The 16,522-nt window shown below is 60.8% G+C and carries 14 protein-coding genes; 9 read left to right on the plus strand and 5 right to left on the minus strand.

Going from position 1 to position 16,522, the window contains the following annotated elements; translation table 11 throughout:
* Positions 1–85: 85 nt before the first annotated feature.
* The gene (gene glnA / locus V1475_RS16915; RefSeq protein ID WP_434286705.1) at positions 86–1,492 is read left to right on the plus strand and encodes a type I glutamate--ammonia ligase; all 1,407 of its coding nucleotides are present in this window, start codon (positions 86–88) and stop codon (positions 1,490–1,492) included.
* A gap of 82 nt (positions 1,493–1,574) precedes the next feature.
* The gene (locus V1475_RS16920) at positions 1,575–1,991 is read left to right on the plus strand and encodes a DUF1284 domain-containing protein (RefSeq protein ID WP_479413687.1); all 417 of its coding nucleotides are present in this window, start codon (positions 1,575–1,577) and stop codon (positions 1,989–1,991) included.
* 61 nt (positions 1,992–2,052) lie between these two features.
* Here V1475_RS16920 and V1475_RS16925 read toward each other — a convergent pair whose 3' ends face one another.
* A complete protein-coding gene (locus tag V1475_RS16925) occupies positions 2,053–2,469 on the minus strand; it encodes a DUF6314 family protein (RefSeq protein ID WP_479413688.1) in 417 nt (138 codons plus the stop codon).
* A gap of 6 nt (positions 2,470–2,475) precedes the next feature.
* Positions 2,476–2,904: a GAF domain-containing protein gene (locus V1475_RS16930; protein ID WP_479413689.1), complete on the minus strand. Its 429-nt coding sequence runs from the start codon at positions 2,902–2,904 to the stop codon at positions 2,476–2,478.
* Between the two features lie 225 nt (positions 2,905–3,129).
* On the opposite strand from V1475_RS16930, the gene purB reads away from it, so the two are divergent.
* From purB to V1475_RS16955, 5 genes are all read left to right on the plus strand, one after another.
* Positions 3,130–4,434, plus strand: coding sequence for an adenylosuccinate lyase (purB, locus tag V1475_RS16935; protein ID WP_479413690.1), 1,305 nt, complete (start codon positions 3,130–3,132; stop codon positions 4,432–4,434).
* 120 nt (positions 4,435–4,554) lie between these two features.
* Positions 4,555–4,719: a hypothetical protein gene (locus V1475_RS16940; RefSeq protein ID WP_434286700.1), complete on the plus strand. Its 165-nt coding sequence runs from the start codon at positions 4,555–4,557 to the stop codon at positions 4,717–4,719.
* A 118-nt stretch (positions 4,720–4,837) separates the two neighbouring features.
* Positions 4,838–5,917 (plus strand): flagellar motor switch protein FliG, encoded by a 1,080-nt coding sequence (locus tag V1475_RS16945; RefSeq protein ID WP_479413691.1) that lies wholly within the window; start codon positions 4,838–4,840, stop codon positions 5,915–5,917.
* Between the two features lie 82 nt (positions 5,918–5,999).
* Entirely contained in the window at positions 6,000–6,905 is a 906-nt protein-coding gene (locus tag V1475_RS16950) for a DMT family transporter (protein WP_479413692.1), read from the plus strand.
* Positions 6,902–7,873 (plus strand): lysophospholipid acyltransferase family protein, encoded by a 972-nt coding sequence (locus V1475_RS16955; RefSeq protein WP_479413693.1) that lies wholly within the window; start codon positions 6,902–6,904, stop codon positions 7,871–7,873. Before V1475_RS16950 ends, V1475_RS16955 begins: the two co-directional genes overlap by 4 nt.
* Positions 7,874–7,887: 14 nt before the next feature.
* Here V1475_RS16955 and V1475_RS16960 read toward each other — a convergent pair whose 3' ends face one another.
* On the minus strand, positions 7,888–8,646 hold the full coding sequence (locus V1475_RS16960) for a DUF1223 domain-containing protein (RefSeq protein ID WP_479413694.1): 759 nt from the start codon (positions 8,644–8,646) through the stop codon (positions 7,888–7,890).
* A gap of 283 nt (positions 8,647–8,929) precedes the next feature.
* A complete protein-coding gene (locus tag V1475_RS16965) occupies positions 8,930–9,496 on the minus strand; it encodes a cysteine hydrolase family protein (protein ID WP_479413695.1) in 567 nt (188 codons plus the stop codon).
* A 95-nt stretch (positions 9,497–9,591) separates the two neighbouring features.
* Between V1475_RS16965 and V1475_RS16970 the strand changes: the two genes are divergently transcribed.
* On the plus strand, positions 9,592–10,515 hold the full coding sequence (locus V1475_RS16970; protein ID WP_479413696.1) for a GlxA family transcriptional regulator: 924 nt from the start codon (positions 9,592–9,594) through the stop codon (positions 10,513–10,515).
* Positions 10,516–10,573: 58 nt separating this feature from the next.
* Here V1475_RS16970 and V1475_RS16975 read toward each other — a convergent pair whose 3' ends face one another.
* The gene (locus tag V1475_RS16975; protein ID WP_479413697.1) at positions 10,574–13,363 is read right to left on the minus strand and encodes a bifunctional aconitate hydratase 2/2-methylisocitrate dehydratase; all 2,790 of its coding nucleotides are present in this window, start codon (positions 13,361–13,363) and stop codon (positions 10,574–10,576) included.
* A 332-nt stretch (positions 13,364–13,695) separates the two neighbouring features.
* Between V1475_RS16975 and acnA the strand changes: the two genes are divergently transcribed.
* The gene (acnA, locus tag V1475_RS16980; RefSeq protein WP_479413698.1) at positions 13,696–16,443 is read left to right on the plus strand and encodes an aconitate hydratase AcnA; all 2,748 of its coding nucleotides are present in this window, start codon (positions 13,696–13,698) and stop codon (positions 16,441–16,443) included.
* The last annotated feature ends 79 nt before the right edge of the window (positions 16,444–16,522 follow it).

The raw sequence follows: 16,522 nt of genomic DNA on the forward strand, positions 1-16,522 counted from the left end.
AGGCGCCGGGCGTGTTGCAGGGGACCCTGGCCACACGCCTCTCGCCACAAACGCAATAACTCAACCAAAGGGATAAGGTCGAATTATGAGCATCCAAGACGTTCTCAAGACCATGAAAGACGAAGACGTCCAGTACGTCGACGTCCGTTTTACCGACCCGCGCGGTAAGCTGCAGCACGTGACGCTGCGCCACACCGAAGTGGACGAAGACTTCTTCGAAGAAGGCTTCATGTTCGATGGGTCCTCCATCGCCGGCTGGAAGTCGATCGACCAGTCCGATATGAAACTGATCCCCGATCCGGAGTCCGTGTACATCGACCCGTTCTATGCCGAGAAAACCCTCTGCGTGCACTGCACCGTGGTCGAGCCGGACACCGGCGAATCCTACGACCGCGACCCGCGCGGCTGTGCACAGCGCGCCGAGGCCTACCTGAAATCCTCCGGCATCGGCGACACGTTCTACTGCGGTCCGGAAGCCGAATTCTTCCTGTTCGACGACGTGCGTTACGCCGTCACCCCGAACAAGGTGGCCTATGAGATCGACGCCGACGGCGCCGCCTGGAACACCGACGCCGAATTCGAAATGGGCAACCTCGGCCACCGTCCGGGCTACAAGGGCGGCTACTTCCCGGTGAACCCGTCCGACGACGGCCAGGACATCCGTGGCGAAATGCTGACCACCATGGCCAACATGGGCATGAAGGTCGACAAACACCACCACGAGGTGGCGACCTCCCAGCACGAACTCGGCATGATCTTCGGCACGCTCACCGAGCAAGCCGACAACCTGCAAAAATACAAATACGTGATCCACAACGTGGCTCTGGCCTATGGCCGTTCCGCCACCTTCATGCCGAAGCCGATCAAAGGCGACAACGGCTCGGGCATGCACGTGAACATGTCGATCTGGAAAGACGGCAAGCCGCTCTTCGCTGGCGACAAATATGCCGATCTCTCCGACGAAGCCCTGTGGTTCATCGGCGGCATCCTGAAGCACGCGAAAGCGCTGAACGCCTTCACCAACCCGTCCACCAACTCCTACAAGCGTCTGATCCCGGGCTTCGAAGCTCCGGTTCTGCGTGCGTATTCCGCCCGTAACCGTTCTGGCTGCGTGCGTATTCCGTGGTCGGAATCCCCGAAGGCGAAACGCGTGGAAGCCCGCTTCCCCGATCCGTCCTCGAACCCGTACCTGTGCTTCGCGGCCCTGCTGATGGCTGGCCTCGACGGCATCAAGAACAAGATCGATCCGGGCCCCTCGTCCGACAAAGACCTCTACGATCTGCCGCCGGAAGAACTGGCCGAGATCCCGACCGTCTGCGGTTCGCTGCGTGAAGCGCTCGAAGAGCTGGAAAAAGATATGGACTTCCTGCTTGCTGGCGACGTGTTCACCAAGAGCCAGGTCGAAGGCTACATGGACCTCAAGTGGGAAGAGGTTTACGCCTTCGAACACACCCCGCACCCGGTCGAGTACGAAATGTACTACTCCTGCTAATCGGCAGCGGTTTTCAGAATTTGGAAAGGGCTCCCTCTCGGGGGCCCTTTTCTTTTGCTCGCTTCTCTGGCTTTCTCCCTCCATGATCCACCTGCGCGCCCATCATCTCCTCTGTCTGCTCACCTATGTCGGCAAGGGCTATTCCCCCGCCTTCGTCGCCGGATATAACCGGATCGTTACGCGGTTAAACGCGGGCGAGGAGGTCGAAATCGTGGAGGGCCCGGACGACATCTGCGCGCCCATTGCCTGTGACCTGCACGAACATTGCCACGGCAGTTCGGTGATCTCGCGAGACGCTTTGGCGGCGCGGGATGTGGGACGTATTCTGGGAGTAAGGATCGTTCCCGGCGCACAGATACGGCTGCCTCCCGCCACGACCGCGCGGCTCAGGGCGGCTTTCGCGCGTGGAGCGATACGGCACGCCTGCTCCGGGTGTGAGTGGGAACAACTTTGCAGCACGGTCGCGCGGGATGGCTTCCCCGCCGTCCTGCTGGACTGAGGCCATGTCATCCGTCATCAAGCGTCTCTGTGACAGCGCGCCTCACGGGCGGAAGGACCAGTCACGCCCTGCGATAGGTCGAGCGTGACTGATAATCCTTGCGCGGGCCCTTGACCCGCCACTCTGCCGTCCAGAGCGGCCAGTCCGAGAAATCATAGCGCACGGCATAGGCATCCGGGGCGCAATCGTGATCGGCTGCGGGTGATGCGGCGTTCGGATCGAAACGGTGAAAGAACCGCCCGTCGTCGAAGAATACCGCGATCCCATCCGGATCGCTCCGCCAGAAATAACGCCGCTCCGCCGTAAAGCCCCCTTCCCACCCCGGCAAGATCAGCGTGCCGCTCTCGGTACAGAGCAAACCATCGTCCTGCGGGGTAAACCGGCAATAGCCTTCAAGTCGGGCCGTGCCGCCCGCCAATGCATCCTCAATGTGTCGCGACAGTCGCCACGCGCCCGCGAAATCGTTCAGTGTGATCATGCCGCCTTATAGCCCGCTGTGCCGCTCCTTGGCGAGACGCTCGAGCGCGCTGGCACTGTCGCGCACCGCCTGCACCTCTTCATGGCTCCAATGACGGCGATGGGCATCAACCGCGGAAATCCCGCCAAACACCCCTCCCCGAAACCGGCAGGGCACGCCGATATAGGCCATGATCCCCATCACGGTCACAGCCCCCGTATCCTTGATCAGCGGATGCACGAGCGTGTCATCAACGACAATTTCGCGACCGAGGTCCACCACGAGATGCCCAATGGTGTGCTCCGGCATCAGAACCCGCTCAAGCGACCGCCCCATCGGGTGATTGGTGTTGGCCAGCACCTCGAGTTGGATTCCGGCGTCTGAAGGTTGCGCACGGTAAACCAGCACGCCGGAAGGCGCGATCTGCGCATGGAGACCGAATGCGATCTCCCTCACCTGAGGGTCACCATAATCAAACACGAAAAGATGGCCATCCCGAAAGCCGAAAAGCACTTGGCAACGAGCGTGCGACGCGGGCCGGTTGCGAAAGGCTTCTCCTGTCCGGCAATCTACCACGCAAAGCCTCAGGTCCCAACGTGTTTTGCGCGGGCTCCGGCTTGCGCGCGAAGCCCCTTCGCCGTAAGAGACCCGCAACGCGTTCTGTATAGGAAAGGCCTGCCGATGATCCCCCGTTACGCCCGCAAAGAGATGGTCGACATCTGGGAACCCGCCACCAAGTTCAAGATCTGGTACGAGATCGAGGCCCATGCCTGCGACGCCCAAGCGAAACTTGGTGTGATCCCGCAAGAAAACGCAGATGCGGTTTGGAAAGCCAAGGATGTCGAATTCGATGTCGACCGCATTGATGAGATCGAAGCCGTCACCAAACATGACGTCATCGCCTTTCTCACCCACCTCGCCGAACATGTCGGCTCCGAAGAAGCCCGCTTCGTCCACCAAGGGATGACCTCCTCGGACGTTCTCGACACCTGCCTGAACGTCCAGCTCGTGCGCGCCGCCGATCTCCTTCTGGCGGGCGTCGACAAGGTTCTGGCCGCGCTCAAGACCCGCGCGCTGGAGCACAAATATACCGTCCGCGTCGGCCGCTCCCACGGCATTCATGCCGAACCGACCACCATGGGCCTGACCTTCGCGCGTTTCTACGCCGAGATGGATCGCAACAAGAACCGTCTCGAAAAAGCCAAATGGGAGATTGCCACCGGCGCGATTTCCGGCGCGGTCGGCACCTTCGCCAATATCGACCCGGCGGTCGAAGAGCATGTCTGCGAGAAAATGGGCCTGCGCCCGGAGCCGATCTCCACGCAGGTCATCCCGCGCGACCGTCACGCCATGTTCTTTGCCACTTTGGGCGTCATCGCCTCCTCGATCGAGAACATCGCCATCGAGATTCGCCACATGCAGCGCACCGAAGTCTTGGAAGGCGCGGAATTTTTCTCCATGGGCCAAAAAGGCTCCTCGGCGATGCCGCACAAGAAAAACCCGGTTCTGACCGAAAACCTCACCGGGCTGGCGCGCCTCGTGCGCATGACCGTGGTGCCCGCGATGGAAAACGTCGCACTCTGGCATGAGCGCGATATTTCGCACTCGTCTGTGGAGCGCGGCATCGGCCCGGATGCGACCGTGACGCTCGATTTCGCGCTCAACCGTCTCGCCGGTGTGGTCGAGAAGATGCTGATCTTCCCGGACAACATGCTGGCCAATATGAACAAATTCCCGGGTCTGGTGATGTCGCAGCGCGTGTTGCTGGCGCTCACCCAGGCCGGTGTGTCGCGCGAGGATGCCTATACGATGGTGCAGCGAAACGCTTTGAAAGTCTGGGAAGATCGCGTCGATTTCCGCCAACAGCTTCTGGCCGACAAGGACGTGGTTGCGGCCCTTGGCGTCGACGGGATCAATTCGAAATTCGACATGGACTACCACACCAAACACGTCGACACGATCTTCAAGCGGGTTTTTGGCGAGTAAACTCGCCGGGCTGGGCGTTTGGCGAATAAGCCCGACACAGCGCCAAGTGCAAAACCCTGAGAAAATCACCGTTTCTGTGATACGATCTCCCGAAGGCCACCACGCTTTCGGGAGATTTTCATGTTGAAATACACGCTTCTCGCCTTTGCCCTGCTCATGCCCCTTTCCAACCCGCTCGCGGCACAGGATTTCACCTGCCCCCATGAACAAAAGCTCGCGTCCTGCGCTGAGGGTTACACTTGGGATAAGGAAACCGGCACCTGCGTCGAGCAGATCGTCGGATAACACACAATTTTCGGCAAATTTCCGTCCGTTAGTCACCTCCCGTTAAGCCTCATCGACGATGTTGGGCTGAACCAAAGACTGAATCGCGAGTGAGGCGCGTGTGGACGGATTGCCGCAAATGAATGACATGGGAAGCCTGCCCGATCTCGGGAACTTTGGCGCAATACCGGATTTTGACCTGCCCTCGCCCGTGTCGCGCATGCCTGCACGACTGTCGAAAAAGGCCAAAGCCGCGATCATCGTCAAATTGTTGGCCGCGCAGGAGGTCAAACTGCCGCTTGCCAGTTTTCCAGAGGAAATGCAGGTCGAACTGGCGCATCAACTGACCGAGCTGCGCTATATCGACAAGCATACGCTGACCTCCGTCGTCGAGGAATTCCTCGAAGAGATCGAGGCCATTGGCCTCTCCTTCCCCGGCGGGCTGGAGGGCGCTTTGAAAGTGCTCGATGGCACGATTTCCGCGACGACCGCCTCGAAACTGCGCTCGAACGCCGGGTTTTCTCTGACGGGCGATCCGTGGCAGCGCATTGCCGACGTGGAAATCCCCCGGCTTTTGCCGATCCTGCAAGAGGAAAGCGTCGAGGTGGGTGCGGTGCTTTTGTCGAAACTCAAGGTCTCGAAAGCCGCTCAGCTCATGTCCATGCTGCCCGGCGAGCGCGCCCGCCGTGTCGCCTATGCGATCTCTCTGACCTCCGGCGTTTCCCCCGAGGTGGTGCAGCGCATCGGCATTTCGCTCGCGGCCCAACTCGACGCCCAGCCCTCTGCCGCCTTTCCCGAAGAGCCGCCGGAACGGGTCGGCGCGATCCTCAATTTCTCGTCGTCGAGCACCCGCGACGGGGTGCTCGAAGGGCTCGATGAAACCGACAAGGATTTCGCCGACGAAGTGCGCAAGAACATCTTCACCTTTGCCAATATCGCCCCCCGCATCGACCCGCGCGATGTCGCCAAAGTGGTGCGTGGTGTCGAGCAGGATGTGCTGATCAAGGCGCTCGCAGGCGCCACCGGCGAGGCGGCAGCCTCCACCGAGTTCATCCTCACCAACATGTCGAAACGCATGGCCGAAAGTCTGCGCGAAGAGATGGACAATCTCGGCAAGGTCAAGGACAGCGATGCCGAGGAGGCAATGAACGCCGTGGTTGCGGGCATCCGCGATCTCGAGGCCACCGGGGAGATTTTCCTTCTGACCGGCGACGACTGAGACCGCTCACCACCCCGACCGCACAGTTCGGCGGCGATTTGATCGTATGGACAAACCCGCCGCGCGCCCCTAGCGTCGCGCGATGATCTGGTTTTCCCGCCTGCCCGCGCAATCGCGTGGCATCCTCTATATGCTGATGTCCGTCACCGTGTTCTCCTCGCTGGACATGACCGCCAAGCTCCTGGGCCAGCGGATCGATCTTTCGCAGGTGCTCTGGGCGCGCTACGGTGGCCAGCTTCTGGTGCTGGTGCTGATCTTTGCGCCCCGGCTGACACGGGCGCTCAGAACCGAACACCCTTGGCTGCAACTCGCGCGCGGGCTGATGCAACTGGGGGCCGCCGCCTGTTTCTTCAACGCCATCCGCACACAAGGTCTGGCCGAAGCCACCGCCGTCGCCGATCTGGCCCCCGTACTGATCACACTCGGCGCGGCACTTTTGCTGGGCGAAAAAGTCGGACCGCGCCGCATGGCCGGGATCGGGGCGGCTCTGATCGGCGCGCTGATCGTCATTCGACCGGGTGCTGCGGTATTCTCCCCGACCTCGCTCTGGCCCTTGGGCACCGCCGCCTGTCTGGCGGGCTACGCTCTGGCCACCCGCTATATCGGCCTCAAGGAAAGCCCGCTCACCGGACTTTTGTATTCCGGGCTGATCTGCACCGGGATGATGAGCCTGATCGTGCCGTTTCGCTGGGTCACCCCGGACAGCACCGCCCTGATGCTCATGGTCCTGATCGGTTGTCTCGGCACAGTCGGTCAGTTGATGATGATCCGCGCCTATGCTGTCGCCGAGGCTTCGGCAATTGCGCCGTTTTCCTATGCCGGATTGCTCGCCGCGTCGGGCTGGGGGCTGCTGGTCTTCGGCACGGTCCCGGACGGCTGGACCGTCCTCGGTGCCCTTGTGATCGTGGCCGCCGGGCTCTATGTCTGGCACCGGGAACGCAAGAGCGGCACGGCAGACCCCGTGCCCGAGGAAATGGGGCAGCCATGAAGATCAAACGCGGAGAGATCGAGGGCACGTTGGGCCAGTACCTTGGCAACCTCGCCACACGCGGTCTCTTGTCCATGGCGCTCGCCCTGCCCTATCGCAGCCGCGTGCGTGCCATGGGCTGGTTCATGGCACATGTCTTTGCGCCACTCGCGGGCTACAACACACGGGTGCGCGCCAACCTGCACCATGTTCTGCCGGAGATGCCGGAAGCGGAGGTCAAACGCCTGATGCGCGCTGTGCCGGACAATGCCGGGCGCACCCTGATCGAGATCTATTCCGGTCCCGAATTCATCGCCCGGATGAAGGACATCCGTTTTGAGGGACCCGGCGCGGACATCCTGCGCGAGGCGCGTGACAACCGTCGCCCCGTGATCCTGCACACCGGGCATTTCGGCAATTACGACGTGCCGCGCGCCGCCCTCATCGCCCATGGCTATGACGTCGGGTCGCTCTACAACCCGATGAAGAACAAATTTTTCAACGAGCATTACGTCAAGGCGATCGGCACCATCGGCCAGCCCCTGTTCCCCCGCGGACGTCGGGGCTATGCGCAGCTTTTGAAACATCTGAAATCCGGCGGGATGATCGGGTTTCTCTCGGATGTCTATGTCAACCAAGGCGCGCTCCTGACGTTTTTCGGCCAACCGGCACCCACCGCCCTGTCGGCCGCGGAACTCGCCTTGAAATACGACGCGCTTCTGGTGCCGATCTATGGCGTGCGGCTTGAGGACGGGCTGAATTTCCGGGTTCAGGTCGAGGCCCCGGTGCCGCATACCTCGCCCGAAGAGATGGCGCAGGCGCTCAACGACAGCCTCGAGGCGATCACCCGCCAGCACATGGAACAATGGTTTTGGATTCACCGCCGCTGGAAACCCGAGCAACAGGCACGCAGGCAGGCCAAGCTTGAGGCCCAGCGTAAGGCGGAACGGCTTCGGGATCAGGAGACCTCTGACGAGGGCGATCGCTAAGCCCTGTTAAGGCTTTAATCGAGACGGCTGGCGGCGAGGATCGGTCCGGGGCCCGTGGGGGTGGCAGCCTGAAGGATCACCGCAACGCTTTCCGGCCCGCGCGCATCGACGGTCAACGCCAGCGGTGCCATGCCGTTCCACTCCGCAAGCGGACGCCATTCGGTGACGATATTGCTGTAATCGACCACCTGCCCGGCGTTTTCGCCACGCTCGATCATCACCCGTTCATGCGGATCGAAGCGCACGACCTGAAGCCGCATCGCGCTCGGCAAAGGCCCCTCCGGTACGGCGGTGATCGACAGGCGTTCACCCTTGCGGGTCACGGTGAGATCGACCGGCGCGGGCGGCACGTTCATCTGGCGCATCACCATATCGGCGAGATGCATCGGCTTGGCGCCGACAAGAAAATCCGCGCCCTGCACGATGATCTGCGGCGTGTAGATCGTGCGTTTACCGATGGCATGGGCGTAGGATTTCTGCCGCAGGGTGAATTGCGGCTGGGCAAAATGGTCGCTCCAGCCGATGTAATCCCAGTAATCGACATGCAGCGACAGCGGCAGAATGCCCTCGCGTGTCGCCAACTCGCGCATCATTTCGTCGGCGGGCGGACAGGAGGAACATCCCTGCGAGGTGAAAAGCTCCACCACCACGAGATTGTCGTCCGGGTCGGCGAGCGCGGGCATGGCGGAGAGCGATGCCAGCATGCCAAAGGCCAAAAGGCTCCCACGGGATCGGGGGAGGAAATCGGTCATGGCTGCCAGAATCTGTCGCATAGAGGCTCCGTCGGTTGCCTTACAGGTCTAAGCCGGGATGGGCGCCGAGGCCAATCAAGGAATTGCGAGATGCTGTTACAGGGCATTGAACGTGCCGTGAAGGCCACATGCCACTGGCAACGATGCCAGAGACACAGGCGACGGCTCAGCCCACTCCATACCCTCGCAGATCACGCCCAGACCAAAACACGACATGTCAAAATACGACATGTCGCAATGTGATGTGAGCGCGATCAACGATACAGGAGGCACAGCCGCGCACAACGTCACGCAGAGGAGAGGATCACTGTGTAAGGCGCGATAGGATGTCCTCCGTCAGCTCGACTTTGGCATAGCTGGCCGCCAGAGGCGCCATGATCGCGGCATGCACCATCTCCGAGGGCACATCGACGCCACCATGCGAAACAGAGGCGGCGGCGCAGGCGTCCTGGGCGACGGTGACCCTATAGTCCAAATCCACAGCGGCGCGTACGGTCGCATCGACGCACATCTGGCTCATGGCGCCGCAGACGATCAGATGATCGACCCCGGCCTCGCGCAACAGCGCGTCTAACCCTGTGCCCACGAAACTCGACGGCCGGGCTTTTGTGACAACCGTCTCGGAAGCAAGCGGCGCGACCCCCGCATGAATCTCCGCACCGGGGGTATCCGGAAGGAAGAACGGCACCTCTGACGACGGCATCACATGTTGAATGTGCACGACCGTCATCCCCGCATCACGCGCCGCCGCGAGAAGCTTTGCAGCCTCTTGCACCGCCGCATCCATCGCCGGAAGCGGCATTTTACTCCCGGGGAAACTCGGAAAATAGTCGTTTTGAATGTCGATCAGGATCAGGGCGGATGTGGTCATGTGGGCCTCCATGGGAAACTGGTGGAAATGTGTCTGTCCTTGGCGGTTTACACGCGACTGAGGCGGCTCTACGATTGGCGTATATGACAAATGATATGCCAAATACGCCAAACATTGCCCTCATCGCCTATGAAGGCGCGCAGCAATCCGCCCTGCATGGGCTGGGGGAAATGTTCGATGTGGCCAACAGGCTTACCGACAGCTCCCCCTCGCGTCAGATCAGCCACAGGTTGTTGACCCCCGCCTTATTGGACGAGACGCAGAGGTTCGATGCCGTGATCCTGCCTCCGAACCTGACCGGGGTGCGAGGCGAAGGGGACCGCCCCTTGCACGAGTGGCTCAAACGCCAACACAATGCGGGCACGATCATGTGCTCGGCCTGCGCGGGCGGCTATTGGCTTGGCTATGCGGGCATTCTGGATGGCCGCCCGGCGACCACGCATTGGGCGCTTGAGGCGGATTTCCGAGCGATATTCCCCAAGGTCACGCTCACCCCCGAACGCATCCTCGTGGATGACAACGATGTGGTGACGGCGGGGGGCGTCATGGCCTGGGTCGATCTCGGGCTACACCTCGTGGGACGCTGGCTGGGTCCGGCGACGGTCTCGCGCATCTGTCGTCAGATGTTGATCGACCCGGCGGGGCGGGAACAGCAGACCTATCGCCGGTTCAGCCCGAACATGAGCCACACCGACCAGAGCATCCGCAGTTTGCAGCTTTGGATGGAGAGCCACTCCGGGGAGGATATGTCAGTGAGCGCATTGGCGCAACGCGCCGGGATGTCCGAACGCTCCCTGCATCGGCGTTTCGCGAAAGCGACCGGCCTCTCCGTGAATCGCTATGTGCAGGAATTGCGGGTGGAACGCGCGAAAGGGTTTCTGGAACTAACGTCCTTGCCCGTGACCACGATCTGTTGGCAACTCGGCTATCACGATGTGCCCGCCTTTGCCCGTCTGTTCAAAGCCGCCACGGGCGTCAGCCCCGGTGCGTATCGCCATCGGTTTCAGATCATGGCGTGATCACAAAAAAGGGGCGACACCTCAGGTGCCGCCCCATTTTACTCTCGTCTCTGACGGATCAGAAATGCGCGGATTTCGCCGTGCTCGGCACCTGAAGCGGCGGTGCGAATTTGGTCAGATCAATGCCCTCGACCGCCTTCTTGTACTCGTCGAGCGTCGGCGTGCGGCCCAGAATGGCGGACAGAACCACGACCGGGGTCGACGCGAGAAGGCTTTCGCCTTTCTTCTCGGCGCTGTCTTCCACGACGCGGCCCTGGAACAGGCGGGTCGAGGTCGCGAGCACGGTGTCGCCCTTCTCGGCTTTCTCCTGGTTGCCCATGCAAAGGTTACAGCCCGGGCGTTCGAGATAGAGCGTGTTCTCATACTCGGTGCGCGCCTGCGCTTTCGGAAAGAGATCGTCGAACTCGAAGCCGGAGTATTTCTGGAGCACTTCCCAGTCACCTTCGGCTTTCAGCTCGTCGATGATGTTGTAGGTCGGTGCGGCCACCACGAGCGGCGCTTTGAACTCGACCTTACCGGTCTCTTTCTCCAAGTTCTTGAGCATCTGAGCGACGATTTTCATGTCGCCCTTGTGCACCATGCAGGAGCCCACAAAGCCCAGATCCACCTTCTTCTCGGCACCGTAATAGGAGACCGGACGAATGGTGTCGTGGGTGTAGCGCTTGGACACGTCGGCGTTGTTCACGTCCGGGTCGGCGATCATCGGCTCGTCGATCAGGTCGAGATCGACGACAACCTCGGCGAAGTATTTCGCACCTTCGTCCGGGGTCAGCGCCGGTTTTTCACCGGATTTGATCTCGGCAATCCGTTTGTCGGCTTTGTCGATCAGGCCCTGAAGCGTTTTCGCCTCGTTGTCCATGCCCTTGTCGATCATCACCTGGATGCGGGATTTCGCCAGTTCCAGCGAGCCGATCAGCGTGTCGTCGTTGGAGATACAGATCGAGGCTTTCGCCTTCATCTCTGCGGTCCAGTCGGTAAAGGTAAAGGCCTGATCGGCGAGCAGCGTGCCGATGTGAACCTCGATCACGCGACCCTGGAAGACGTTGTCACCGCATTGTTTGAGCATCTGCGCCTGAGTGGCGTGCACCACGTCGCGGAAGTCCATGTAATCTTTCATCTGACCTTTGAAGGTCACTTTCACGGACTCGGGGATCGGCATGGTCGCCTCACCGGTCGCCAGCGCCAGAGCCACGGTGCCGGAGTCAGCGCCGAAGGCCACGCCTTTGGACATGCGGGTGTGGCTGTCGCCGCCCACGATGATGTCCCAGTCGCTCACCGTGATGTCGTTGAGCACTTTGTGGATCACGTCGGTCATGGCGTGATAATGGCTCTCCGGGTCACGCGCGGTGATCAGGCCGAATTTGTTCATGAAGGACATGAGTTTGGGGATGTTGGCCTGCGCCTTTTTGTCCCAGACAGACGCGGTGTGACAACCGGACTGATAGGCACCGTCGACGGAGGGCGAAATCACGGTTGCGGCCATGGCTTCAAGTTCCTGCGAGGTCATGAGACCCGTGGTGTCCTGAGAACCGACGATGTTCACTTTGACGCGCACGTCGGACCCGGCCAGAAGCGGCTCTTTCGCGGTGACGCCCACAGCGTTACGGTTGAAGATTTTCTCAACGGCGGTGAGGCCCTGCCCCGCTTTGGTGATCTCTTTCGAGGGCGCGAAGACGGCAGGCGCTTCGACACCGATGATTTGCGCAGCGAGGGTCTGGAGTTTCTTGCCGAAGACGACGGCATAGGAGCCACCGGCCTTCATGAACTCGACCTTCTGCGGCGTGAAGGCGGAAGCGATGTCCGTCAGCTCGGTGCCGTCCGCGTCGTAGAGCTTTTTGGTTTTGGAGTTGATCGTCAGAACCTTGCCGGTCTCGACAGAGTATTTCTGCTCAAGGATCGGATCGCCATTCTCATCGAGCACGGGTTTGCCGTCTGCATCGGTTTTCTTGACCCAGTTCTTGAGATCGAGCCCGATGCCGCCGGTCACGCCCACGGTGGTGAGGAAGATCGGCGAAATACCGTTGGTCCCGGCCACGACCGGCGCGATGTTCACGAAGGGCACGTAGGGGGAGGCTTGTTTGCCAGTCCAGAGCGCGACGTTGTTCACACCGGACATCCGGGACGAGCCCACACCCATGGTACCTTTTTCCGCGATCAGCATGACGCGGGCGTCCGGGTTGGCTTTTTGCAGCGCCTGAATTTCGGCCTGCGCCGCCGGGGTGATCATGCATTTGCCGTGCAGCTCGCGGTCAGAACGCGAGTGCGCCTGGTTGCCCGGGGACAGAAGGTCGGTCGAAATATCGCCTTCTGCGGCGATATAGGTGACGACTTTGATCTCTTCGTCGACCTCCGGCAGCTTGGTGAAGAATTCGGCCTTGGCGTAGCTTTCCAAGATGTCTTTGGCCACCGCATTGCCCGCCTCATAGGCGGCTTTCAGGCGGTCGGTGTCGGCTTCGTAGAGGAAGACCTGCGTCTTGAGAACGTCACCGGCTTTGGCGGCCAGAGCGGCGTCGTCGCCCAGCGCGATGTCCAAGAGAACCTCAACAGACGGCCCGCCCTTCATGTGGGACAGCAGTTCAAAGGCGAAATCCGGGGTGATTTCGGCCACGGCAACTTCGCCCAGGATGATTTTCTTGAGGAAAGCCGCCTTCACGCCCGCCGCCGAGGTGGTGCCCGGCAGGGTGTTGTAGATGAAGAAGTTCAGCGCGTCCTTGCGGTCGTCGCTGCCCGTATCTTCGATCAGGGTGATCAGCTCGGCAACCAGCGCGCCATCGTCGATGGGCTTCGGGTGCAGACCCTCGCCTTTGCGCGTTTCAATCTCGGATAGGTAGTCGGTGTACAAGCTCATGACGATCCCTGACAGTTGGTGACAGAAAGTAGAGAGGACGGGTCCGAATGCATCCCGGAAACCCGACTCTCAAATTTGTATGCAAAAGTATACCAAGCGAAATCCGCTTGCAAGACGTTCGGCGACGGCAAAGCATATTCTGCGCGATTTTTACAGCCTTTCTCTGCCCCAAAACATCCTTTCTCCAGGAGCCTCCGCCTCAGGGTGTCCCGCACTGTGCGTGTGCGCTCAGTGTCATGGACAAAACGCCCAAAAGGACTAAGTTTCACACAGCACCACGCAGGCGGAATCATGAGATCCCGCCACGCAGTTTCACATATCCGGAGGTCCAAATGACTGTTGTTGTCGGTCAAGATACCGCAAAAACCCGCCGCGAGCTTGAGGTGAACGGACAGAAAATCGCCTATTATTCGATCCCCGCCGCGCAAGACGCCGGCTTTGGCGATTTCTCCAAACTCCCCGCCTCGTTGAAAGTCGTTCTGGAGAACATCCTGCGGTTCGAGGATGGCGGCTTTTCCGTCTCCACGGATGACATCAAGGCCTTTTCTGAGTGGGCCGAGAAAGGTGGGCAGAACCCGCGCGAGATCGCCTATCGCCCGGCCCGCGTGTTGATGCAGGATTTCACCGGCGTCCCCGCCGTGGTCGATCTGGCCGCCATGCGTGACGGCATTCTGGGTCTCGGTGGCGACGCCAAGAAAATCAACCCGCTCGTCCCCGTCGATCTGGTGATCGACCACTCCGTGATGATCGACGAATTCGGCAACCCGCGCGCCTTCCAAATGAACGTCGACCGGGAATACGAACGGAATATGGAGCGCTACCAGTTCCTCAAATGGGGTCAGACCGCGTTCGAGAACTTCCGCGTCGTGCCGCCGGGCACCGGGATTTGTCACCAGGTGAACGTGGAATATCTGGCCCAGACCGTCTGGACCGACAAGGATCAAAACGGCATCGACGTCGCCTACCCCGACACACTTGTCGGCACCGACAGCCACACCACCATGGTCAACGGGCTTGCCGTTCTGGGCTGGGGCGTTGGCGGGATCGAAGCCGAGGCCGCCATGCTCGGCCAGCCGATTTCCATGCTGATCCCCGAGGTCGTGGGTTTTAAACTCACCGGCGAGATGGTCGAGGGCACCACCGGCACGGACTTGGTGCTCAAGGTCGTCGAAATGCTCCGCAAACACGGCGTCGTTGGCAAATTCGTCGAATTCTACGGCGAAGGTCTCGACAAGCTGCCGCTCGCGCAACGCGCCACGATTGCCAACATGGCGCCGGAATATGGCGCAACCTGTGGCTTCTTCCCGATCGACGCCGAAACCCTGCGCTACCTGCGCCAGACCGGCCGCGACGAAGACCGCATCGCTTTGGTCGAAGCCTATGCGAAAGAAAACGGCTTCTGGCGCGGGGCGGATTACGAACCGATCTACACCTCTACCCTGCATCTCGACATGGGCACCATCGTTCCGGCCATCTCCGGCCCGAAACGCCCGCAGGACTATGTCGCCCTCACCGAAGCGGCCTCGTCTTTCGCGAAAGTGGTCGCGGATTATCGTGGCATCGACGTCTCCGACGCCGCCAAAGACATGCTGGACGAAGGCCCCGCGGCGACGAAATCCGTCGATGTGCGCAAATCGCAAGCCGTCAAAGGCAAGGATTTCGATCTGCATGACGGTTCGGTGGTGATCGCCTCGATCACCTCCTGCACCAACACCTCGAACCCCTATGTGATGATCGGCGCGGGTCTTGTCGCCCGTAAAGCGCGCGCGCTTGGCCTCAACCGCAAGCCTTGGGTGAAAACGTCGCTGGCGCCGGGGTCTCAGGTGGTGACCGAATATCTTGAGGCGGCCGGTCTGCAAGAGGATCTCGACGCCATCGGCTTTAACCTTGTGGGTTATGGCTGCACCACCTGTATCGGCAACTCCGGCCCCATCGCGCCCGAGTTTTCCGAGGCCATCGCGGAAGGCGATCTGATCGCCACCTCCGTTCTGTCCGGCAACCGCAACTTCGAGGGGCGGATTTCGCCCGACGTGCGCGCCAACTACCTCGCCTCCCCGCCGCTGGTTGTGGCCTATGCTTTGGCGGGCGACATGAACATCGACCTCAGCTCCGAGCCGCTCGGGCAGGACAAGGACGGCAAGGACGTCTTCCTCAAAGACATCTGGCCAACCAACGCCGAAATCTCGGAACTGGTCGACAAGACCGTGACCCGCGAAGCCTTCCTCAGGAAATACGCCGATGTGTTCAAAGGCGATGAGAAATGGCAGGGCGTGAAAGTGTCTGGCGGCGAGACCTACGACTGGCCGCCAGAGTCGACCTATATCCAGAACCCGCCCTACTTCCAGGGCATGGGCGCGGAGAAAGGCACGATCCAGAACATCGAGAACGCGAAAGTGATGCTCATCCTCGGCGATATGGTCACCACCGACCACATCTCGCCCGCCGGTTCGTTCAAGGAAAGCACCCCTGCGGGCAAATTCCTCACCGAACACGGCGTGCCGGTCCGCGAGTTCAACTCCTACGGCTCGCGGCGCGGCAATCACGAGATCATGATGCGCGGCACCTTCGCCAACATCCGCATCAAGAACGAGATGCTCGACGGGGTTGAAGGCGGCTACACCAAAGGCCCGGACGGCAAACAGACCTCCGTCTTCGAAGCCTCCATGGCCTATCAGGCCCAAGGCACGCCGCTCGTGGTCTTCGGCGGCGAACAATATGGCGCAGGCTCCTCGCGCGACTGGGCCGCGAAAGGCACCGCACTTTTGGGCGTCAAAGCCGTGATCGCGGAGAGCTTTGAGCGGATTCACCGCTCGAACTTGGTCGGCATGGGTGTCGTACCGTTCGAATTCACCGGCGACGACACCCGCAAAACGCTGGGCCTCAAGGGCGACGAGACCATCACCATTCTGGGCCTCGACACGGTCAAACCGCTTGAGACGCTCGACTGTGCGATCACTTACGCGGACGGTTCGACCAAGACAATCAAGGTCAAGTGCCGCATCGATACTCAGCCGGAGATCGAATATATCGAGAACGGCGGCGTTCTGCATTATGTGCTTCGCAACCTAGCGAAATCGTAAGAAAAACGCCTATAGATGACACGAAAGCCCCGTCGAAACGCGGGGCTTTCGTTTTGAGTATTTGTGCAACAAAGGAAAC

Source organism: Celeribacter sp. SCSIO 80838 (genome assembly GCF_056498065.1).